Here is an 18,370-nt window from a genome sequence, read left to right as displayed (position 1 = left end):
CGCTGCTCAGTCAGCCTCTCCAGCCTATTCCCCGTATTCCGAGGGCGGCGGGATGTCCGTCGGGTTCTCGAACGACGTGGACTCCCGGAAGAAACGCAGCTTGACCATGCCGGTGGGGCCGTTTCGCTGCTTGCCGATGATGATCTCGGCCACGTTGTCGTCGGGGGTCAGCTCGTCCTTCTTCTTGTAGGCGGCCTCGCGGTACAGGAAGATGATCATGTCCGCGTCTTGCTCGATGGCGCCCGATTCGCGAAGGTCGCTCATCATGGGGCGCTTGTCGCTACGCTCTTCCACCTTGCGGTTGAGCTGGGAGAGCGCGATGACCGGCACGTGCATTTCCTTGGCCAGGGCCTTCAGGTTCCGGGAGATGTCGGAAATTTCCTGCTCGCGCGAGTCCACGCGGCGAGCCGAGCGCATGAGCTGCAGGTAGTCCACCACCACCAAGCCCAGGCCGTGTTCGGCCTTCAGGCGGCGGCAGCGGGCGCGCACCTCCATGGTGGAGAGGGCCGGAGTGTCATCCACGAAGATGGGCGCGGGAGAGAGCGCGTTGGCCGCCTCGTAGAGCCTGGCCCAGTCGGTGTCGTCCAGGCGGCCCTTGCGCAGCTTGGAAAGGTCTACCTTGCCCCAGCAACAGAGCATGCGCATCATGATCTGCTCTTTGCTCATCTCCAGGGAGAAGACGGCGGTGGGGGTGGTGTACATGCAGGCCGCGCGCATGGCCAGGTTCATGGCGAAGGCGGTCTTGCCCATGGAGGGGCGGCCCGCGATGATGATCAGGTCGGAGGGCTGCAGGCCGGCCGTGTACTCGTCGAAGGAGTAGTAGCCGGTGGGCACGCCCGTGACCACTTCCTTGTTCTCCACGCGCTTGGTGAGCTGCTCGAACACCTGCTCCACCAGGACCTTGCTGGAGCTGAGCACGCCGGTCTTTTTGGAGTCGGAGATGGCGAACACGGCCTGTTCGGAGGCGTCCAGCAGGGCGTCGGTGTCCTCGGCCCCGTCGAAGACCTTCTCGATGATGTCGGAGGCGGTGGAGATGAGGCGGCGCTTGACGGACTTGTCGCGCACGATCTCGGCGTGGTGGGTGGCGTTGGCCGCGCTCACCGTGGAGGAAGCCAGCTCCGCCAGGTACACGGGGCCGCCCACCTCGTCGAGCTTGCCCATGCGGGAAAGCTCGTCTGCCAGGGTGACCAAATCGACGGCCACGGAGCGGCGGTTGAGCTCCAGGCAGGCCTGATAGATAGAGCGGTGCACTGGGGAATAGAAGTCGTCCTCCCCCAGGATGTCGATGAGATTGTGGAGCGTGGAATTCTTGAGGAGAATCCCCCCCAGCACGGACTGTTCGGCCTCCGGGCTGTGCGGGGGAACGCGGCGAAGGAGATCGCCGGAGACCCGTTCCAAAGTCTGCGGGGCGAGCTGGCCGTCAGGCTCGCCCGCCCCGCGACGGGTCTTACGCTTCGGCTTCGGCGGACTGCTGTCCACTTTCTTCAGCCGCGGTTTCTTCGATGAGTTTCTCGCCCTGACGGCAGACCATCACGCGGATGGTGCCGCGCACGTCGGCGTGGAGCTTCACTTCCACTTCGTGCACGCCGATGGAGCGGATGGGATCGTCCAGGACGATCTTCTTGCGGTCCACGACGATGCCCTGGGCCTCGAGGCCGTCGGCGATCATGGCCGAGGTGACGGAGCCGTACAGCTTGTCACCCTCGCCCACGCGCACTTCGATGGTCACGGTGGCGCCGGCGATCTTGGAGGCCAGGTCGGACGCGGAGGAACGCAGGGAGTCCATCTTGGCCTGGAGCTTCTTGCGCTCCAGCTCGAAGACCTTGAGGTTGGACTTGCTGGCCATCATGGCCAGGCCCTGGGGGATCAGATAGTTGCGGCCGTAGCCGGGCTTCACGGCGACGATGTCGCCAAGTTTGCCCAGGTTTTCCATATCGGCGCGCAAAATGAGTTTCATGGCTGCCATGGCTTAACTCCTACTGCATCTTCTTGAGAAGTTCGGCGCTGTGGGTGGCCGTGTAGTAGATGAGGGCCATCTGGCGTGCGCGCTTGATCTGGGTGGTGAGCCTGCGCTGGCACTTGGCGCAGGTGCCGGTGATGCGCCGGGCGATGATCTTGCCGCGCTCGGTGATGAAGTCGCGCAGGATGTCGGGGCGCTTGTAGTCCAGGGGCAGGTTCTTGTTGGCGCAGAACCGGCAGAACTTTTTCTTGGGGGTGAATTTCTTCTTGAAGGACATGGATTAGGCCTCCACGGGAGCGGCGGGCACGAACTTGTCGGCCAGCTTGACGGTGACGAACTTGAAGATGCCGTCGGTGATGCGCACGATGCGCTCCAGCTCGGCGACAGCCTTGCCGGGGGCGGCGTACTCCATGCGGACGTACTGGCCGCGCACGAACTTGCGCACCGGATAAGCCAAGTCCTTGGTTCCCCAGTCGTCGACGGTCAGCATGGAGCCTTCTTCGCGCTCGATGATGCCGACCATGGTGTCGATGACGGTCTTCTTGCTTTCCGCGTTGAGCTCGGGGCTCAAGAGCAGAAGCGTCTCATACTTCCTCATGTGATCCTCCTTTTGGGCTGTGGCCCTTCCCCCTGAGGCAGGGGAAGAGCAAGGCGAACGGGGATGATTAGGCGAGTTTGGAGGGGGTGTCAAGACCGAGAGCGCGTTCCGAGGCAAAGTCATCACCCCAGCGGAGGCGAACCAAGGGCGGCACGCAGCACGCACTCCCCATTCGTGGACATCATTCAACCACGATCGTATTGTAAACCGTCTCCTGCGACGGGATAGTCGGCGACAGGCTGCTGTACACGGCTCGTCTGAGAACTCTTTCACGGTCAAAAACGATCACCACCGTATAGGCTTCCGAGGCATCGCCGCCTCTCATGGTCAGTGTCGTCCTGGGACCATCCGCACTCAACGTCGCAGAGCCTAAATCCGACAGGTCACTAAAAACAGATCGCGGAACAAAGAGTGATTTTCCGTCAACAAACAGGTCAATGCCGTCAACAACGCTGCACGGAAATCTGCTATACGTGCAGCTCGACATTTTCTTTTCCGGCCAGGGGTCACCCGCCTTGCCGATATCGACTTCATGCGTGGTAACTCTTACGCGCGCCTTTGAGTAACCAATGGAACATTCAAGTACGATCTCTCCTTGACTGAAAACTTGAACGCCCTCAGCGGCCACCGATTGGCACTCTGAGGCGATAAAAACCAGGAGGGATAAATACAAAAAATATTTGCTTCATTTATTCATGAAACTTTTCATATCAACCGTCGCAGGATCAAATCCACCTCCTTTTACCGCAAAAGCAATACAATAATCGCTTTCCTGCGCATATTCATCTTTGACAACAAATATATCACCAGGAGCCGATCCATTCAACCTATTCAAAACAATATCAGCAAGCCTCCCGATATCCGCCTGGCTTCCATGGATGGAATCCCTGTCTACTCCTGGACTCTCCCAGGTCATTATCTTCAAATAAAGATATGGTCCGTAATGCTCATGGGAGGATATCTTGCGGTACTGCTTGCTTCTTGAATACTCGTTCAAGATCGCATGCAATTTCAGCAAACCACTTTTTGACCCGACGAATATCCATTGTTTCTGCTCTTCGTCCACGTCATAAAAGAAGCCAAGTTTTCTCCACTGATATTCAATCGATTTATTTCCGACAGAGCGCATTTTAATAATCACTTTCAAACACGTCACTTCGGCAGGAAATACTCCAGGTCCAACGGCTTGGCCGGGGGAGCGGGCTTGGTGATCTTCTCCTCAGGGTGCTTCTTGCGCCAGCAGGCGGCCTCCTCGTCCAGGAGCCCGTTTGCCGCGATGCGGATGGAGTTCCCCTTGGTGAAGGAGTCGTCCTCGCCGGAATAACGCTGCAGGATCACGGAAATGTCGCCGAGTTCGGCGTCCTTGATGCTCCATTTCCAGATGCGAAGCGTCCCGAAGGGGTTGCCGCGCCACTGCTGCGGCTCGCCGTAGCGCTGCTTCATGGCGGCCAAGAGCTTCTCGTAGAAGGCCATGGAGCCGTCGTCGTAGTTCATCTTGATGCGCGCGATGCGCCCGGGCTGGGCGCACGAGCCCGAGGTGACGTAGCCGGAGCGGAAGCCCGCCACCGGTTTCATCGCCCGGGTGGAGAGGTACTGCCGGTCCAGGTCGATGTCCGCCGCGGTCATTTCGATCTTGCCGGGGTAGTCCTTGACGTCCGTCCCCAGGCGGAAGCCCGCCAGTTCCTGCGGCGCGTCATGTGCCGGAGCGGCGGACGGGCACGCCAGGGCGAGCACGAACGCCACGGCCAGGAAGGGTCCCCATGCGGCGGTCCTCACGACTCACCCCGGGAAGGCGGCCAGCGCCTCGGGCTGGCCGGCGAAGATGGGGAAAATCTCGTTGTAGCCGGAAATCTCGAACACCTCGCGCATGTAGTCCTTGATGTCGCACAGGTGCAGCGCCCCGCCGCCCTTCTTGAGGTGCTGGAAGGCCATGAGCAAAACGCGCAGGCCGCTGGAGTTGATGTAATCCACCCCGCCGAAATCCATGAGCAGCCGAGTGGTCCCGGACGTGACCAGCCCCATCACCGTGTCTTCGAGTTCCTTGGACGTATTGGAGTCCAAACGGCCGTCTATCTTGAGGACGGTCACTGGCCCGGCGGTGGTCACGTCGATGTGCATCGCAAACTCCTAGGTGGTCTTCTTGCTTAAGTGCAGGATGTTCATGCCGTCCTTGCGCTCGTAGGACAGCCGGTCCATGGTGGTGCGCACGAAATGGATGCCCAGTCCGCCCACGCGCCTGGCTTCCGGCGAGGCGTCCAGGTCCGGAGCGGGGGCCAGGAGAGGATTGAAGGGCTTGCCCGCGTCGCGGATGGTCATGTCCACGGTATCCGGACCGCGTTCCAGGAGCACCTCCACGGAGTGTCCGCCCTGGACGTCGAAAGCGTAGCAGATGACGTTCGTGACCAGCTCATCCAGGGCAAGCTGGATGTGGTAGGCAGTCCGGCCGCCCACGCCGCATCGCGCCAGGAAGCATTCCACCTCCGAATGCAGCCGGTCCAGTTCCGGAAGGCTGTTGCCGATGCGCAGGCTCAACTGCTCGCTCATGGCTGTTTGTGTTCCATGAAGACCGCACGGTGTCAACGCACGAGGCCGTTTTCTGGTTTTCAAAGCGGCTGGCCGGGTGTTAGAGTCATGAAATCATGTCCACACACGAACACGACAACGACGCCACCCAGGCCTTCCTGGCGAGCCTGCCGGAGCTTGAGCCCGGCCAGAGCTTCCAGTTCGCCTGCCACCCCCAGGTCCCCTGCTTCAACGCCTGCTGCTCGGACCTTTCGCTCATGCTCACGCCCTACGACGTGCTGCGCCTTCGCGCCCGACTCGGCCTTTCGAGCCGCGACTTCATCGCCCGCCACGTCCTGGTGGCCCAGGCTCCGGACACGGGATTCCCCATGCTGCGCCTGCGCATGCTAGACGACATCCCGGGCTCGCCCTGCCCCTTCGTCACCCGCGAGGGATGCTCGGTCTATCCGGGCCGCCCCGGAGCCTGCCGGACCTATCCTCTCGGCAGGGCCACCAAGACCGGCCCCGACGGCGAGGTGATCGAGCAGTTCTTCGTGGTGCAAGAGCCCCACTGCCGGGGATTCGAGCAGGACAAGTCCTGGACCTCGGCGGACTGGCTGAACGACCAGGACCTTCAGGAATACAACAGCCACAACGACCGCTACATGCTCCTCCTGGCCGAGGCCAGGAACCGCGCGGCCAGGCTCGACCAGAAGCAGGCCAACATGGTCTTCCTGGCGGCCTACAACGTGGACGCCTTCAAGGATTTCCTGTCCAACACCGGCATGCTCACGCGCCTGGACGTCACCCCGGAGCGCGCCGGAGCAGTGCTGGCCGACGAGACCGAGCGCCTCACGTTCGCCATGGACTGGCTGGGGCTGGTGCTTTTCGGCCTGGAGCGCAACCTGAGGAAGAAGGTCTGATGGCCGTGGACCGCCGCTTCCGCCGGGCGCGAGCCTGGCCTGCGCTCCGGGGAGGTTCCTGATGCGCCCGGTCGCGTCCTTGCTGAGCAAGATCGCGCCGCGCGACGAGCTTCCGGGGCTCCTTGCGCCCCTGCGTCCGGGCCGCAAGGTGGTCTTCACCAACGGCTGCTTCGACCTGCTGCACCCCGGCCACGTGGACCTGTTGGCCCGCGCCAGGGCCTTGGGGGACATCCTGGTGCTGGGGCTCAATTCCGACGCCTCGGTGCGGGGGCTCAAGGGGCCCACGCGCCCGGTGGTGCCCTTCGAGGACAGGGCGCTTGTGCTGGCCGGCCTCGCCAGCGTGGATTTCGTCACCATGTTCGACGAGCCGACCCCGCTTGCGCTCATCGAGGCCGTCCTGCCCGACGTGCTGGTCAAGGGCGGGGACTGGCCCGTGGCGTCCATCGTGGGACGCGAGGCCGTTGAGGCCGCCGGGGGAACGGTTAAGAGCCTGCCGCTTCTGCCGGGCTTTTCCACCACGGTTCTCATCGAGCGCATCAAAAGCCTGTGAAGCTTGACGCTTAAAACTTGCAGGCGTAAAACGCGGCCCGTTTCGGAGGGGTTGCCATGCACGGTCACATTGCCGCTTTCTTGCGTTTCACGGCCATCACAGCCGTCATCCTTATGTTTTGCGCCGGGCAGGCCCTGGCCCAGGGCGAGCCCGACATGCAGCTTATCGCCAAGGACTCCCCCATCACCGCGGTGGTGGGCGAGGAGGACGGCGAGGGGCTGTGGATCGTCACCGCAGACGGCACCAGCTATTCCGTCTGGACCCCCGAGGACGTCAGCCTCGAAGCCCTCTCCGCCTTCCAGCAGACGTACAAGAACAAGGAAGTGACCCTCACCGGCGACGTGTTCAAGGACAAGTTCGGCAACCTGAACCTGTTCGTGAAATCCCTGCCCAAATAAGCCGCGCGCGCCCTCCCTGGATTTGCGCAAAGCGTGAATCCGGAGTAGCCTTGATCCCGCAGTGTTTCGGCAGGAGTGGGACATGCCTCGCGCGATCCTGACCTTACTGGCTGTATCGGCCGCCGTGTGCGCCTTGCCCAGGCTGGCCCTGTCAGGCCCGCTCAAGGTCTACTACTTCGAGCGCCCGCCCTACTACGCCACCCTCGAAGCACAACCCAGCGGCTTTCTCATCCACCGGACCCGCGAGATTCTCACGGAAGCCGGCCTGGAATTCGAGTTCCAGTCCATGCCCGCGCGCCGGATTCTCCAGGAGCTCGCCACCGGAGAGACTTCAGCCTGCGCCGTGGGCTGGTTCAAGACCCCCGAGCGTGAGCGGCTCTACAAGTTCAGCCTCCCCATCTACCAGGACATGCCCATGCTGGCCGTGTTCCTCAAGTCCGGCAAGCAGCCGCCCGCCGCCACGTCGACCTTCACGCGGCTTGCCACGGAAAAGGACCTCACCCTGGGGATCATCGAATCGTTCTCCTACGGCCCCAAAACGGATGCCCTGCTCGCGGCGATGCCCATCCCGCCCATGCGCGTGCAGGGGTCGCAGGAGCAGCTCATGCGGATGCTCGCAGCGCGACGCTTCGACTACATGCTGGTCAACCCCGAGGAAGCCAACACGTTGGCCTGCCTGGCAGGACTCGCCCCGGACGACATCGTCCAGCTCCCCTTAAGCGACCTTCCCAAAGGCAACACCCGCTATCTCATGTTCAGCAAGGCCACCGGCGACGAGACCATCCAGCGCATCAACGCGGCCATCACGAAGCTGGGGGTCGTCCCCCGACGCGCCCGATGAGCGGGGAGCACGTTCCTCGTCTTGCCCAGGCCCTCGCGCGTCTGCTCTCGAAGGGCCTCGAGCAGGACGCCTCCATCCTCGAATTCGCCGCCTCCACCCACGGGGAGGGCACGGCGGGCGGACTCCGGGGCATCCTGGCCGAGCCGGACAGTCCCGACGCGACCACCCTGGCCGGGCTGCTGCTTTTCCCGAGCGACGCCCAGCTGGCGCGGCTCGAACCCATAATCGAGGAGGCCGCCTGCTCACCCGAGGAAGCGGCCCGCGTCGCGGATACGGTGGAGGACGGTTGTTGCGCGGCCGCGGCCATCCTGCCCGGAGGCGAGTGCGTGTCCATCACCCTGGAACCGGGCCAAGCCCGGGCTTTCGTCTCGCGCCTGCGCCTCGCGCACACGCCCCCGCGCCTGCTGGCGCGGACCGTCGAAGATCGCTTTCCCGCCCGGGAGGACCAAGCCGGCTCATCCGCCCCGCCAGGGCTGACGGGATGGGAGATCAAATCCCGCCTCAGGCACTGCCGCCTGGACTGGACGCCGGACCGCACGGCCTTCCTGGCCGCCCTGTTGGCAAGCGCCACCGAGGAAGGCCTGCTCGAGCTGCTGGACTGGACCGTCGGGTACCTTAGCGCCCTGCCCCCGGACGCACCCGCCATGGACCGCCTGGGCGCCAAATACTTCGAACTCACCACGCTGCTCAGGCGCGCCCGGGATTTCCACGACGCCCTGGCCAAGTCCAGCTTCGAGATCATGATGGCCCAGGGAGCGCGCGTCTCCCTGCCCCACCCTGACCAGGTCCGCCGCGAGCTGGCCCTGCTGGACGCGGTCTGCCAGGCCGTGACCGGACGCCCCTCCTGGACCCTGTCCGGAATGACCGAGACCGACCTGGGGGCCATGGAAGACGGGGAAGAAGTGATAGCGGCTCTAGGCGGACCGGGAGGATAGAGGGGCAAGGAAAGGCGGACGGGGGAAGCCTCCGGCGGCCAAAGAGACAAGTCCCTTTGGAATCCCGTATAGGGGCGTCAGGCGCGCGAGGGGCCGATCGGCAGGGTCACGGCGAACACGGCCCCGGGGCCGTCCGGGCGCACGAAGGTGACGTCGCCGCCCAACGATTTCAGGATGCCGTGGCAGATGGACAGGCCCAGGCCAGAGCCCTGACCCACGTCCTTGGTGGAAAAGAAGGGTTCGAAAAGGCGGTCCTCGATGCCAGGGGACACGCCGCAGCCCATGTCCGCCACCTCGATGCGCACCGAGGACGCTTCCTGGTCGCGCACGGTCACGGTGAGAATCCCGCCCCCGGAAGCCATGGCGTCCAGGGCGTTGTCCGCCAGATGGCGCAGCACCTGCTCTATCTCGGCGCGCGGCAGGAGCGCCTGGGCCACGTCCGCATCGAAGCGGGTTTCGAGCCGCACGCCCAGGGAGGCTGCCCGCTCGCGCACGCCTTCCAGCACCGCGCGCACCGCGTCCCGGGGATCGAACTCGCCCGCTCGAGGGTCCACGCGCCCGCCCAGGCTCATGAGCTTGGCCACGATGTCCCGGCAGCGCCGGGCCTGGCGCACGATGGCCTCGAGCTCCGCGCGCACCTCGGGCAGGGTGTCGTCGCTTGGGCTGTAATCGAAATCCTCGAGCAGCTCCTGGGCCCACTGGGCCTTCTGCATCATGGTGTTCACCGGGTTGTTGATCTCGTGGGCCACGCCCTCGGCCAGCCGCCCGAGGGCCGCCAGCTTGCCCGTCTCGATCATTCGCAGGCTTTCCTCCTGGTCCAGCCTGCGGGAACCGGCGCGCTCCAGAACCCGCACCAGCGGGTCGATGTCCACGGGCTTGACCAGGTAGTCCATGGCCCCGAGCTTCATGCCCGTGACGGCCGTGGCCACGTCGGCCTGCCCCGTGAGCATCACCACCTGGACCAGCGGCCAGCGCTCCTTGATCTCGCGGAGCACCTCCAGGCCGCTGCGATCCGGCAGGTTCACGTCCAGCACCACCACCGGCGGGGCCTGGCTCTCCACGAGCCCCAGGCCCTGCGAGGCGTCAAAGGCCGTCAGAACCGGGAAATCCCGGGCCTCCAGGCGCGTGGCCAACAGCCGGACGAAGTCGTGCTCATCGTCGATGAGCAGGGTCTTGGGGCGCATGGCCCCCTCCGCGTTATTTGTCCTCGTCGAGCACCTTCTGGGCCGACTCGAAATCGCCTTCCTCGGCCAGGGCCGCCACGACCATGGCATCCTCGATGCGCTGGCGGTAGGCTTTCTTCACCGTGCCCAGCAGCTCGTCGATGTCGATGGGCTTCTTGTGGTAGTGGAAAGCGCCCAGCTTGCGGGCCTCTTCCTCGTCCAGGTCCGTGCCGTGGCCGGTGAGGATGATGATCTGCACCTTGGGGTTGGTGGCGCGCACCTTGCGCAGCACCTCCATGCCGTCGATGCCGGGCATGCGCAAGTCCAGAACCATGACGTCGGGCTCCTGGGTCTTGACCACGTCCAGTGCGGCTTCGCCGGAATAGACCACCTTGGAGGGCACGTCGCGCATCTTCATGCGCTCGGCCAGGGTGTTGACGAAGTTCTCTTCATCGTCCACGAGAAGCAGCTTGATTTTGTTCATTACCGTCTCCTTCCAACGTTTGGCGCGTATGCGCCCCACTCGATTACGCCTGACACCCGGCTTGTTCGAAAACCAGGCGCACCCCGCCTTGAACGGCCTCGGCCTTGTACGGGCCGGACCCGCCGCTGCACAGGGACCCGGCCAGGGACTCGCAGTCACCCTGGCCCAGGGCCTGGCAAAGAATATCCACGTGCACGCATCCCTCGCCGCCGCCGGGGGCGAACACGATGTCGCCCTGCCCTTCCCGGCATTCCCTGGCGATCGCCAGGAGCGCCGCCTCCAGGCCCGCCAGCACCTCCACCAGATTCACCTTGGCCCTGCAGCACATGGGCGCCGGCATCACCAGGAGCCTCACCTTGTGCTTCTTGGCCACCCGGCTCGACAGCTTCACCAGAAGCTCCACCGCCTGGGCCAGATCGGCGCTGTCCTGGCCCTCGTCCGGGGAGTGGGCCAGCCGGCTCAACTGGTCGCACATGTCCTGCCCCCGGTTCACCTGGGCCTGCACCTGGGCGATGATCTCCTCGAACTTGTCGTTGTACTTGAACTTGGGCCGAATCCCCATGGACTTGAGCGTCTCCTTGCGCGACAGGGCCAGGTAGTCCGCCAGCAGCCCCGAAGCCTGCTGGATGGTGGCCAGCACGTTGCAGAGATCGTGGCTCACGGTGGCGGCCATGCGGCCCATGAATCTGGCCTTGTTCATGGTGTTTCCTAGGCCCTCGCCGTCTTGACGGCCTCGGCGATTTTGGCCGTGAGGTCATCGATGGAGAGAGGTTTGATCATGTAGTCGAAGGCTCCGAGCTTCATGCCGTCCATGCCGTCCTTGGTGGCCCCCTGCCCGGTGAGCAGGATCACCTGGACCTTGGGGTGGCGCTGCCGGATGAGCTTCAGCACCTCCAACCCCTTGAGCCCGGGCATGAACATGTCCAGGACCACCACGTCCGGTTCGGCCTCGTCCATCATCTTGAGTCCCGCCTCGCCGTCCAGGGCCACCCGGCAGGCGAGTCCCCGGAGGTCCAGGCGTTCGCACAGGGTCTGGACGAACTCCTCTTCGTCGTCCACGAGCAGGATGTTCCAGTCCTTCATGGTCACTGAGCCTCCACGGCCGCCGACGGGGGAGCCATCACGGGCAGGGTCACGGTGAACGTGGACCCCACCTGTTCCTGGCTGTGCACGGACACTTCGCCGCCGAGCCGTTTGATGATGCCGTAGGTGATGGAAAGCCCAAGCCCGGTGCCTTTGCCGCGCTTGGTGGTGAAGAAAGGCTCGAAAATGCACTTGAGGGTGTCCTCGGACATGCCGCAGCCGTTGTCCTGGATGGACAGGCCCACGTGCTCGCGGTCCTGGTTCCAGGTCTTCACCGTGATCTGCCCCCGGTCGGGAATGGCGGCCAGGGCGTTGTTTAAGATGTTCAGGATCACCTGCTGGAGCTGGCCCCGGTCGGATTCGATGCGGCTCAGCTCCGGGTTGAGGTCGAGGGACAGGGTGACGTTGCGGTGCTCGGCCTCTCGGGCCAGGAACCCCGACGTCTCCTCGATGACCTCGTTCAGGTTGAGTCCCTCGATCTTCACGTCCATGCGCCGGGCGAAGCCGAGCATGCGGTGGGTGATGCCCCGGCAGCGCTCCACCGCCTTGATGATGGCCTCAACCTGCGTCCCGAACTTGGACTTGCCGGGGAAGTCTTCCTGGAGCCCGAGCAGGTCCTTCATGAGCCCGGCCTTCTCATTGATGATGGCCAGGGGGTTGTTGATCTCGTGGGCCACGCCCGCGGCCAGGCGTCCGATGGAGGAAAGCTTCTGGGCGTGTTCCACCTGCCTGAAGGCCAGGGCGCGCCGCTCCTCGGATTCGCGCATGCGGTTGAGCAGAAGCCCGGTGAACTTGGACACCACGAAGAAGATGGCCACCACTCCGGCCAGGAAGACCACCAGCAGGTCCCCGCGCAGGTTGTACCAGGCGGTAAGCGCGCCCACCTTGGGTTTGGCGGCCATGATGACCAGATCGGTGTTGGGGAAGTAGGCGTAACTCAGGTAGAGTTCTCGTCCGCTGGGGTCCGTGGCCGGGACCACCTGGGCCTCGAAGGAGACCGGCGGCAGCGGCAGCGGGCACTTCTCCAGCACGTTGCCGTACAGGTAGGAGCCGGTCTGCAACACGCCCTTGCGGTTGACCAGGAAGGCGTCCGAGCCCGGTTCAAGCCCCATGGCCGAGATGATCTTGTCGAACTGCCTGGTGTCCAGGGTGGCCCGCAGGATCCAGGTCTCGCCGGACTCCGAGATGTGCTGCATGGCGATGACCACGTGGGGCAGGTTGCGGAATCCGAGGAACACGTCGGAGATGTATTTGCCGTTGACCCGCACCTGGGCGAACCAGTCCTGCCCGGAGTAGTCCCGGCCCTTGAGGTCGTAGGGCCCCACGTAGCTGACCTGATGTCCCTGGGCGTCGATGAGCCCGAGGTCCACGAAGCCTTCGAACTCCTTGCGCATCACTCGGAAGATGCGCCCCAGGTTGCGCTCGTCGGAGAGCTCCTGGAAGCTGTACGCCTGGGCGATGAAGGCCACGGTTGAGGTCCGCTCGGCCAGGAACAGATCGATGGTGTTGCGGGTCTTGCCCAGGAGCACGCGAAGCGGGTTTTGCACCTCGCGTGACATGGTGGACTGAAATTCGGTGAAGTTGATTCCCGCCATGAGCAGAAGCGGCAGGAGCGTGACCACGGCCATAAGGCCGACGATCTTGCGCTTGAGCGTGTCGTAGCGCTCGGGCGAGATCGCGTCGTCGCTGGTGTGGAGATCCCGGAAATGCCGGGTGAAGATGTCACCGAGCATGCGCTTCCTCCATGGCGAAGAGGATGTCGCCCGCCTTGAGCGAACCCTTGGCGTAGCGTTCCAAGGCAGCTTGAGCCCTGGCGGCTACGTTGTCCAGCACCTCGACACGTTTCCAGCGCAGATAATGGTAATATTTCTCCTCGATTCCACCGCAGATGACCACATCCACGTCCTTTCTGAGCACCAGGTCGCACAATCCGTCGGCCGAAGGCTGGAGGAGCAGGGAATCCTGGACCGCGATCCCTCCCTCGGGGGAGACTTCGGCCAGCAGGGCCTCGGCGGCCAGGTCGAACCGGGGGGCCACCTCGTCCTTGAAAAGCGGGATGAGCACGCGCTTGGTTCTCACAGTCCGCCTCCCTTGTTCGCGGCGGCCAGCTGCTCGAGCAGATGGCCGGGCAGGCAGGCGGGCGGAATGGAGGGCTTGTGGCAGACCATGACCGCGAACTCCACGATGTTGCGCAGCTCGCGCACGTTGCCGGGATAGTCGTGGGCCAGGAGCAGCCGCCGGGCCTTGGGCGTGAACCCGCGCACCTTCTTGCGGAACTTGGCCGCGAAGATATCCAGGAAGTGGGCCAGCAGGAATTCGATGTCCTCGGGGCGCTCGCGCAGGGGGGGCAGGTCGAGCCTGAGCGCACCCAGGCGGTAGGCCAGGTCCTGGCGCATCTGGCCCGAGCGCACCAGGGCCTCGGGACCGGATGGAGACGAGGCGATCACCTTGGCCTCGCAGCGTTCCGGGGTCTGACTCCCGGCCGGAAAGACCACCCCCTCGTCCAAAAAGCGCGCCAGGCGCACCTGGAGCGCCTCGGGCAGCTCGCCCACGTCCGAGAGGTACACGGTTCCGGCTCCGGCCCGCTGGAACGCGCCGGGAGCGACCTCGCCCGAGGGCTGCAGCCGCCCGAAAAGTTCGGCCTCCAGCACTTCGGGCTGCATGGGGCCGCAATTGACCCGCACGAAGGGTTCGCGCGTGCGGGGGGAAAGCTTGTGGATGGCCTCGGACACCGCGTCCTTGCCCGCCCCGGTCTCGCCGATGACCACCACCGGAGCCCCGGACTGGGCCATGGCCGGGATCAGGCGCAGGATGTGCTCCATGGCCGGGCTCTTGCCGACCAGCCTGCCGATGCCGCCCGGCTCCTCCACGCGGCGCTCCAGCTCCTTGAGGGCGCTCAAGTCCTCCACCACGTCCAGGCGGTAGAGCTCGCGGCCCAGGGTGTCGCGCACGGGGATGGCGCTTATGCGCACGGGGATGCGGCGGCGGTGGCGGTTCACGATCTCGGTGTCGGCCGTGCCGTGCTCCTGGTTCCTGCGGTGGGACAGCCCGGAGCGGACCACGTGCCTGCACGGCACCCCCCGCGCCTCCTCCCGGGTGAAGCCGGTCAGCCGCTCCAGGGCGGTGTTGACCGTCACCACCCTGCCCTCCGGGTCCAGGACGGCCACGCCGAGAGGCAGGCCGTCCAGGAGTCCCGGGAGGTCAAGGGAAGCGAGCGTTGCGGGGGGCACGAGCGGCATGGGGCCGTGTCTCCTAGTGTCCGCCGCTGGCCACGAGGCCGGAGGCCGCCAGGGCGAGCACCAGCACTTCGAGCAAGGCGATGACTGCGAACTTCGTGTCGCCCTTCTTCAGGAACGCGGGAATAAGCGGGATGTAGGCAATGATGGTCAGCCCCGCGAGCAGGACGATTCCCAGGAAGTTCAGGAAGTCACCCTTGCCGAGAAGCACCACCCAGCCCCAGCCGTGGGGCACGTTGCCCTGCTCGAGATACACCTTCACGGGCTGCGACCACAGGACCGTGACCTTTTCCAGGGCCACGTGCGGGGCCATGATGCCGGAAACGTAGAGGATATAGGTCAGCGCCATCAGCGCCAGGCCGCCCCAGCAGCCCCAGAACAGGATGTCCGCGTACTGGACCTGCTCCTGGGGGGTTTGGATGGGCGTGCAGGCATTCGTATTGTCAGCCATGACTCACTCCTTGGAGATTCGAAATCGGGTTTACCAGCCCAGGCCCTTGGACAAAGCCTTGTAGCCGGAGAACAGCAGCACGCCGATGACCATGTAGCGGATGAACTTGGGCTTGGCCTTGGCCAAGAGCTTCACGCCCGCGAACGAGCCGAACATCAGGCCCACCACCGAGGGAATGGCCATGAGCGGGATGACGCACCCCTGGTTCAGGTAGATCCAGGCAGCGGAGGTGTCGGTGATGGAAAGAAGGAACTTGGAGGTGCCCACCGCGACCTTGAGGGGCGCGCCCATCATGAGGTTCAGCACCGGCACGTTGGCCCATCCGGCGCCCAGGCCGAACATACCCGCCATCACGCCGATGACGATGAACAGAAGCAGGCCCGGCAGGGTGCGGTGGGTCTTCCATTCCACGGTCTCGCAGGTGGCGGGATCGTAGTAGACGCCGTTCATGCCCAGGGCCAAGCCCACGGCGTCCTGCTTGGTGACCACCGGCTTGGCCGTGTTCTTGGACACCAGGAGCAGGATGGCGATGAACAGGATCGTCGCGCCCAGGCAGGTCTGCACCACGTTGGTGGGCAGGGCCAGGCCGATCATGGCGCCCACGATGGCGCAGGAACTGGCGATCAGCGCCACGGGCAGGGCCAGCCTGAGGCTTGCCATGTTACGCTTGAGAAGACCGGGGCCGGCGGCCAGGGCTCCGGCCAGGGCCACCAGCAGGCCCGCGCCTCGAACGAAGTCGAGGTGGAAGGGGAAGAAGCCGCTGACCAGGGGCACGAAAAGCACGCCCCCGCCCACTCCGGCCAGCACCGCGATGATGCCCAGCACGAAGCAGAAGACCAGCAGAATGGCGGGCCACATCCACCACGGCCCGGCAGGGGCTCCCGCCGCCTGGGCGGCCTCAGCCATGGCCTTGCCGCCGTCCGCGGACGCGGCGAAGGCGAAAGCCGCTCCGGCCAGCCCCAAAGCCAGCACCACCATACCGATTCGCAACCATCTCGATTTCATGTTCGCACGCTCTCCCTATTCAGATGATTCCAGCAAGACCGTCGGCGAAATCGTCGGCGGCACGCCCCACGCTTGTTCTTTCTTGAACATTCCAAGAAGCGTACCAACTGAAAATCACGGTGAAACAAGGGTTTGCGGACATCTGCCGCATCAAAAAGCGGCAAATCCATGCCGCTATCGGCAAAAACTTGCCGCAAGCACTTCCCTTTTTCCGGGCGAAAACGTATCCGAAAGCACCAACAGCGCGGATTCGGCCCCACCCCGAGGCGTCGCCTCGAAACAGGAGTGCGCAGAGTGAAAATCGGCAAAAACTTGCCGCTTCGGCTGGACCTGGACGACCTGCCCGAGGAAGGGGGCGGCGTCACCGCCGTGCTCATCGGCTCCAAGGCCATGCGCGACGCCCACCTGCTGGCCTCACAGGTGGCCTGCTCCGACGCGCCGGTGCTGCTCCAGGGCGAATCCGGCACCGGCAAGGAACTCTTCGCCCGGCTCATCCACACCATGTCCAACCGCAGGGAAAAGCCCTTCATTCCCATCAACTGCGGCATCCTCAAGGGGGAGCTGTTCGCGGACAAGTTCTTCGGGCATGAGGCCGGGGCCTTCACGGGAGCCTCCCGGCTGCAGAAGGGCAGCTTCGAGCTGGCCGGGGAAGGAACCCTCTTTCTGGACGAAGTGGGCGAGATCCCCCCCAACAACCAGGCGGACTTTCTGCGCGTGCTGGAGCAGCGGACCTTCCGCCGCCTGGGCGGCGAGCGCAGCCTGCCCTTCGAGGCCCGCATCGTGGCCGCCACCAACAGAAACCTGCAGGAGATGGTCAAGGCCGGACACTTCCGGGCCGACCTCTACTACCGCCTCAACGTGGTCCCGGTGTTTCTGCCGCCGCTCAGGCAACGCCGCGAGGACATCCCCATCCTGGCCGGGCACTTCCTGGACCACTTCGCGCTGCGCTACCACAAGCACGGCATGCGCCTCGCCCCGCGTTCGCTCTCCATCCTGGCCTCGTATGCCTGGCCCGGAAACGCCCGCGAATTGCGCAACCTCATCGAACGCCTGGTGCTGGTGCACCCGGAGGGGGTGATCGAGCCGGACGGGCTCCCGGCGGAACTCCAGCCCGGAGCAGCGCCCCACCTGGACGAACCGGCCCCGGACAATCTCACCATGGACGCCGCCGTGCGCGACGCCGAAATCAAGGCCATCTTCAAGGCGTTCCGCCAGGCCAAGGGGAACAAGGCCAGGACGGCCGAGCTGCTGGACATTTCGCCGCGCACGTTGCGCCACAAGGTCAGGGAATATTCGCTCGATATGACGAGCCAGTTCAGGGGGATGTAAGACGGCGGCAAATTCTTGCCGCACCGGGCTGTCCGCCGCACGTGCGGGACCGGGAAACCGGCCAGGGGATATCAGGAATGGCCGACGGGTGTGCGCGGCACCAGGCTCACGTCGCGCGCGTCCACGCAGGGGAATTGCTCCAGAAGTTTGGCGATGCCAGCTTCGTCCAGGGGTTTGCGGACGACCGCATCCGCGCCGAACTCCCGAGCATAGTCAAGATAGTCGAAGACGAGAGCCGGTCCGCCGCCGGACATGGCCACGACCTTGATGCCGGGATCGAACTCCTTGACATCCAGGACTATCTGCAACCCAGAGACATCATTGAGAAAAATGTCAGTGATAACCATATCCACCGAGCCGCGCGCCTTGATCTCCTCAAGACAGTAGAGTTCCTCCACCATGACCGCCTCGTGCCCCCTGCTCCGGAGTATCTCCGCGAGCTGGCACCCGGTGACGATGTCGTTTTCCACTATCAGGATGTTCACGCGCTGCTCCTTCAGCGTAGGGGTTTCCACAAACAACAATACCGCTACAACATCATCTTTCCGACATTGTCCTCTCCGTCCAGGGGGGATATCCCTACTATTGAATACCCCATCCCCCCGGGTAAACCTCCAAGCGATATAGCAAAAACGTATGCCGGCGCGATTGCCCGCACTGGGGGCATCTGCTAGAAAGGAAAAATGATCTCCGCCATTCCCACGCCCCGTCTCAGCAACGGACGGTCCGGAAGGTTTCTTCCTCCGGCCTTGCTCGCTGGCCCAGCAGTCCGCCTGCTTCTCATTTGACCTCCAAGCCCTGCGTCGGCTGCGGATGGTGCTGCCTCACGGATCAGTGCCGCGAATCACACATACTGCACGGCTACCGGGAACGCTGTCCCGAGGTGTACTGGGACGCCGAGCTTTCCATCTA

At 64.4% G+C, this 18,370-nt stretch carries 25 protein-coding genes; 6 read left to right on the top strand and 19 right to left on the bottom strand.

The genetic code is table 11. From position 1 onward, the window contains the following. Positions 1-24: 24 nt before the first annotated feature. The 9 genes from dnaB to ML540_RS06790 form a co-directional block, all read right to left on the bottom strand. Positions 25-1,479, bottom strand: a complete 1,455-nt coding sequence (gene dnaB / locus ML540_RS06830) for a replicative DNA helicase (RefSeq protein ID WP_423747881.1) — start codon at positions 1,477-1,479, stop codon at positions 25-27. Next, on the bottom strand, positions 1,448-1,957 hold the full coding sequence (gene rplI, locus ML540_RS06825) for a 50S ribosomal protein L9 (RefSeq protein ID WP_243359654.1): 510 nt from the start codon (positions 1,955-1,957) through the stop codon (positions 1,448-1,450). The genes dnaB and rplI overlap by 32 nt, the downstream gene beginning before the upstream one ends. A 19-nt stretch (positions 1,958-1,976) precedes the next feature. Then, positions 1,977-2,237 (bottom strand): 30S ribosomal protein S18, encoded by a 261-nt coding sequence (rpsR, locus tag ML540_RS06820; RefSeq protein WP_243359537.1) that lies wholly within the window; start codon positions 2,235-2,237, stop codon positions 1,977-1,979. A gap of 3 nt (positions 2,238-2,240) precedes the next feature. Then, the gene (gene rpsF / locus ML540_RS06815; protein WP_243359536.1) at positions 2,241-2,558 is read right to left on the bottom strand and encodes a 30S ribosomal protein S6; all 318 of its coding nucleotides are present in this window, start codon (positions 2,556-2,558) and stop codon (positions 2,241-2,243) included. A 181-nt stretch (positions 2,559-2,739) separates the two neighbouring features. Next, positions 2,740-3,186 carry a hypothetical protein gene (locus ML540_RS06810; RefSeq protein ID WP_243359535.1) on the bottom strand — a complete coding sequence of 149 codons (447 nt, stop codon included), beginning with the start codon at positions 3,184-3,186 and terminating at the stop codon, positions 2,740-2,742. 57 nt (positions 3,187-3,243) lie between these two features. After that, positions 3,244-3,705, bottom strand: coding sequence for a hypothetical protein (locus tag ML540_RS06805; protein WP_243359534.1), 462 nt, complete (start codon positions 3,703-3,705; stop codon positions 3,244-3,246). 5 nt (positions 3,706-3,710) lie between these two features. Further along, on the bottom strand, positions 3,711-4,334 hold the full coding sequence (locus tag ML540_RS06800; RefSeq protein WP_243359533.1) for a hypothetical protein: 624 nt from the start codon (positions 4,332-4,334) through the stop codon (positions 3,711-3,713). A 3-nt stretch (positions 4,335-4,337) separates the two neighbouring features. After that, positions 4,338-4,676, bottom strand: a complete 339-nt coding sequence (locus ML540_RS06795) for an STAS domain-containing protein (RefSeq protein WP_243359532.1) — start codon at positions 4,674-4,676, stop codon at positions 4,338-4,340. 9 nt (positions 4,677-4,685) lie between these two features. Next, the gene (locus ML540_RS06790; protein WP_243359531.1) at positions 4,686-5,102 is read right to left on the bottom strand and encodes an ATP-binding protein; all 417 of its coding nucleotides are present in this window, start codon (positions 5,100-5,102) and stop codon (positions 4,686-4,688) included. 95 nt (positions 5,103-5,197) lie between these two features. On the opposite strand from ML540_RS06790, the gene ML540_RS06785 reads away from it, so the two are divergent. The 5 genes from ML540_RS06785 (at position 5,198) to ML540_RS06765 (ending at position 8,707) form a co-directional block, all read left to right on the top strand. Continuing rightward, positions 5,198-5,983 (top strand): YkgJ family cysteine cluster protein, encoded by a 786-nt coding sequence (locus ML540_RS06785; protein WP_243359530.1) that lies wholly within the window; start codon positions 5,198-5,200, stop codon positions 5,981-5,983. A gap of 61 nt (positions 5,984-6,044) precedes the next feature. Beyond that, positions 6,045-6,533: a D-glycero-beta-D-manno-heptose 1-phosphate adenylyltransferase gene (gene rfaE2, locus ML540_RS06780; protein ID WP_243359528.1), complete on the top strand. Its 489-nt coding sequence runs from the start codon at positions 6,045-6,047 to the stop codon at positions 6,531-6,533. Positions 6,534-6,589: 56 nt separating this feature from the next. Next, complete coding sequence (locus ML540_RS06775) at positions 6,590-6,931, top strand: hypothetical protein (RefSeq protein ID WP_243359526.1); 342 nt, start codon at positions 6,590-6,592, stop codon at positions 6,929-6,931. Between the two features lie 82 nt (positions 6,932-7,013). Continuing rightward, positions 7,014-7,772: a substrate-binding periplasmic protein gene (locus tag ML540_RS06770; protein WP_243359525.1), complete on the top strand. Its 759-nt coding sequence runs from the start codon at positions 7,014-7,016 to the stop codon at positions 7,770-7,772. Beyond that, positions 7,769-8,707, top strand: coding sequence for a hypothetical protein (locus ML540_RS06765; RefSeq protein ID WP_243359524.1), 939 nt, complete (start codon positions 7,769-7,771; stop codon positions 8,705-8,707). The genes ML540_RS06770 and ML540_RS06765 overlap by 4 nt, the downstream gene beginning before the upstream one ends. A gap of 77 nt (positions 8,708-8,784) precedes the next feature. Here the strand turns inward: ML540_RS06765 and ML540_RS06760 are convergent, their stop codons facing one another. The 9 genes from ML540_RS06760 to ML540_RS06720 are packed head-to-tail and all read right to left on the bottom strand — an operon-like array spanning position 8,785 to position 16,129. After that, a complete protein-coding gene (locus ML540_RS06760) occupies positions 8,785-9,891 on the bottom strand; it encodes a sensor histidine kinase (protein WP_243359523.1) in 1,107 nt (368 codons plus the stop codon). A 13-nt stretch (positions 9,892-9,904) separates the two neighbouring features. Beyond that, positions 9,905-10,354: a response regulator gene (locus ML540_RS06755; protein ID WP_243359522.1), complete on the bottom strand. Its 450-nt coding sequence runs from the start codon at positions 10,352-10,354 to the stop codon at positions 9,905-9,907. Between the two features lie 43 nt (positions 10,355-10,397). Continuing rightward, entirely contained in the window at positions 10,398-11,054 is a 657-nt protein-coding gene (locus ML540_RS06750; RefSeq protein WP_243359521.1) for a sensor histidine kinase, read from the bottom strand. An 8-nt stretch (positions 11,055-11,062) separates the two neighbouring features. Continuing rightward, positions 11,063-11,437: a response regulator gene (locus ML540_RS06745; RefSeq protein ID WP_243359653.1), complete on the bottom strand. Its 375-nt coding sequence runs from the start codon at positions 11,435-11,437 to the stop codon at positions 11,063-11,065. Positions 11,438-11,439: 2 nt separating this feature from the next. After that, the gene (locus tag ML540_RS06740; protein ID WP_243359520.1) at positions 11,440-13,170 is read right to left on the bottom strand and encodes a sensor histidine kinase; all 1,731 of its coding nucleotides are present in this window, start codon (positions 13,168-13,170) and stop codon (positions 11,440-11,442) included. After that, positions 13,160-13,516: a NifB/NifX family molybdenum-iron cluster-binding protein gene (locus ML540_RS06735; protein ID WP_243359519.1), complete on the bottom strand. Its 357-nt coding sequence runs from the start codon at positions 13,514-13,516 to the stop codon at positions 13,160-13,162. The genes ML540_RS06740 and ML540_RS06735 overlap by 11 nt, the downstream gene beginning before the upstream one ends. After that, a complete protein-coding gene (locus ML540_RS06730; RefSeq protein ID WP_243359518.1) occupies positions 13,513-14,676 on the bottom strand; it encodes a sigma 54-interacting transcriptional regulator in 1,164 nt (387 codons plus the stop codon). The genes ML540_RS06735 and ML540_RS06730 overlap by 4 nt, the downstream gene beginning before the upstream one ends. A gap of 13 nt (positions 14,677-14,689) precedes the next feature. Further along, a complete protein-coding gene (locus ML540_RS06725; RefSeq protein ID WP_243359517.1) occupies positions 14,690-15,124 on the bottom strand; it encodes a DUF1634 domain-containing protein in 435 nt (144 codons plus the stop codon). Between the two features lie 30 nt (positions 15,125-15,154). Then, positions 15,155-16,129 (bottom strand): sulfite exporter TauE/SafE family protein, encoded by a 975-nt coding sequence (locus ML540_RS06720; RefSeq protein WP_243359516.1) that lies wholly within the window; start codon positions 16,127-16,129, stop codon positions 15,155-15,157. A 294-nt stretch (positions 16,130-16,423) separates the two neighbouring features. On the opposite strand from ML540_RS06720, the gene ML540_RS06715 reads away from it, so the two are divergent. After that, positions 16,424-17,458, top strand: coding sequence for a sigma-54 interaction domain-containing protein (locus ML540_RS06715; RefSeq protein ID WP_243359515.1), 1,035 nt, complete (start codon positions 16,424-16,426; stop codon positions 17,456-17,458). Positions 17,459-17,529: 71 nt separating this feature from the next. Here ML540_RS06715 and ML540_RS06710 read toward each other — a convergent pair whose 3' ends face one another. Continuing rightward, on the bottom strand, positions 17,530-17,943 hold the full coding sequence (locus ML540_RS06710; protein WP_243359513.1) for a response regulator: 414 nt from the start codon (positions 17,941-17,943) through the stop codon (positions 17,530-17,532). Positions 17,944-18,370: the final 427 nt, after the last annotated feature.

This window comes from Fundidesulfovibrio terrae (assembly GCF_022808915.1).
Lineage (GTDB): Bacteria > Desulfobacterota > Desulfovibrionia > Desulfovibrionales > Desulfovibrionaceae > Fundidesulfovibrio > Fundidesulfovibrio terrae.
The sequence above is the reverse complement of the archived record's forward strand: the minus strand, read 5'-3'. Positions and strand labels throughout refer to the sequence as shown.

Coding starts and splice junctions, on each gene's coding strand:
- rpsF (WP_243359536.1), bottom strand. CDS start 2,558: ATGAGGAAGTATGAGACGCTTCTGCTCTTGAGCCCCGAGCTCAACGCG.
- ML540_RS06740 (WP_243359520.1), bottom strand. CDS start 13,170: ATGCTCGGTGACATCTTCACCCGGCATTTCCGGGATCTCCACACCAGC.
- ML540_RS06745 (WP_243359653.1), bottom strand. CDS start 11,437: ATGAAGGACTGGAACATCCTGCTCGTGGACGACGAAGAGGAGTTCGTC.
- rpsR (WP_243359537.1), bottom strand. CDS start 2,237: ATGTCCTTCAAGAAGAAATTCACCCCCAAGAAAAAGTTCTGCCGGTTC.
- ML540_RS06725 (WP_243359517.1), bottom strand. CDS start 15,124: ATGGCTGACAATACGAATGCCTGCACGCCCATCCAAACCCCCCAGGAG.
- ML540_RS06755 (WP_243359522.1), bottom strand. CDS start 10,354: ATGAACAAAATCAAGCTGCTTCTCGTGGACGATGAAGAGAACTTCGTC.
- ML540_RS06750 (WP_243359521.1), bottom strand. CDS start 11,054: ATGAACAAGGCCAGATTCATGGGCCGCATGGCCGCCACCGTGAGCCAC.
- rfaE2 (WP_243359528.1), top strand. CDS start 6,045: ATGCGCCCGGTCGCGTCCTTGCTGAGCAAGATCGCGCCGCGCGACGAG.
- ML540_RS06720 (WP_243359516.1), bottom strand. CDS start 16,129: ATGAAATCGAGATGGTTGCGAATCGGTATGGTGGTGCTGGCTTTGGGG.
- ML540_RS06770 (WP_243359525.1), top strand. CDS start 7,014: ATGCCTCGCGCGATCCTGACCTTACTGGCTGTATCGGCCGCCGTGTGC.
- ML540_RS06795 (WP_243359532.1), bottom strand. CDS start 4,676: ATGCACATCGACGTGACCACCGCCGGGCCAGTGACCGTCCTCAAGATA.
- rplI (WP_243359654.1), bottom strand. CDS start 1,957: ATGAAACTCATTTTGCGCGCCGATATGGAAAACCTGGGCAAACTTGGC.
- ML540_RS06765 (WP_243359524.1), top strand. CDS start 7,769: ATGAGCGGGGAGCACGTTCCTCGTCTTGCCCAGGCCCTCGCGCGTCTG.
- ML540_RS06760 (WP_243359523.1), bottom strand. CDS start 9,891: ATGCGCCCCAAGACCCTGCTCATCGACGATGAGCACGACTTCGTCCGG.
- ML540_RS06785 (WP_243359530.1), top strand. CDS start 5,198: ATGTCCACACACGAACACGACAACGACGCCACCCAGGCCTTCCTGGCG.
- ML540_RS06790 (WP_243359531.1), bottom strand. CDS start 5,102: ATGAGCGAGCAGTTGAGCCTGCGCATCGGCAACAGCCTTCCGGAACTG.
- ML540_RS06730 (WP_243359518.1), bottom strand. CDS start 14,676: ATGCCGCTCGTGCCCCCCGCAACGCTCGCTTCCCTTGACCTCCCGGGA.
- ML540_RS06775 (WP_243359526.1), top strand. CDS start 6,590: ATGCACGGTCACATTGCCGCTTTCTTGCGTTTCACGGCCATCACAGCC.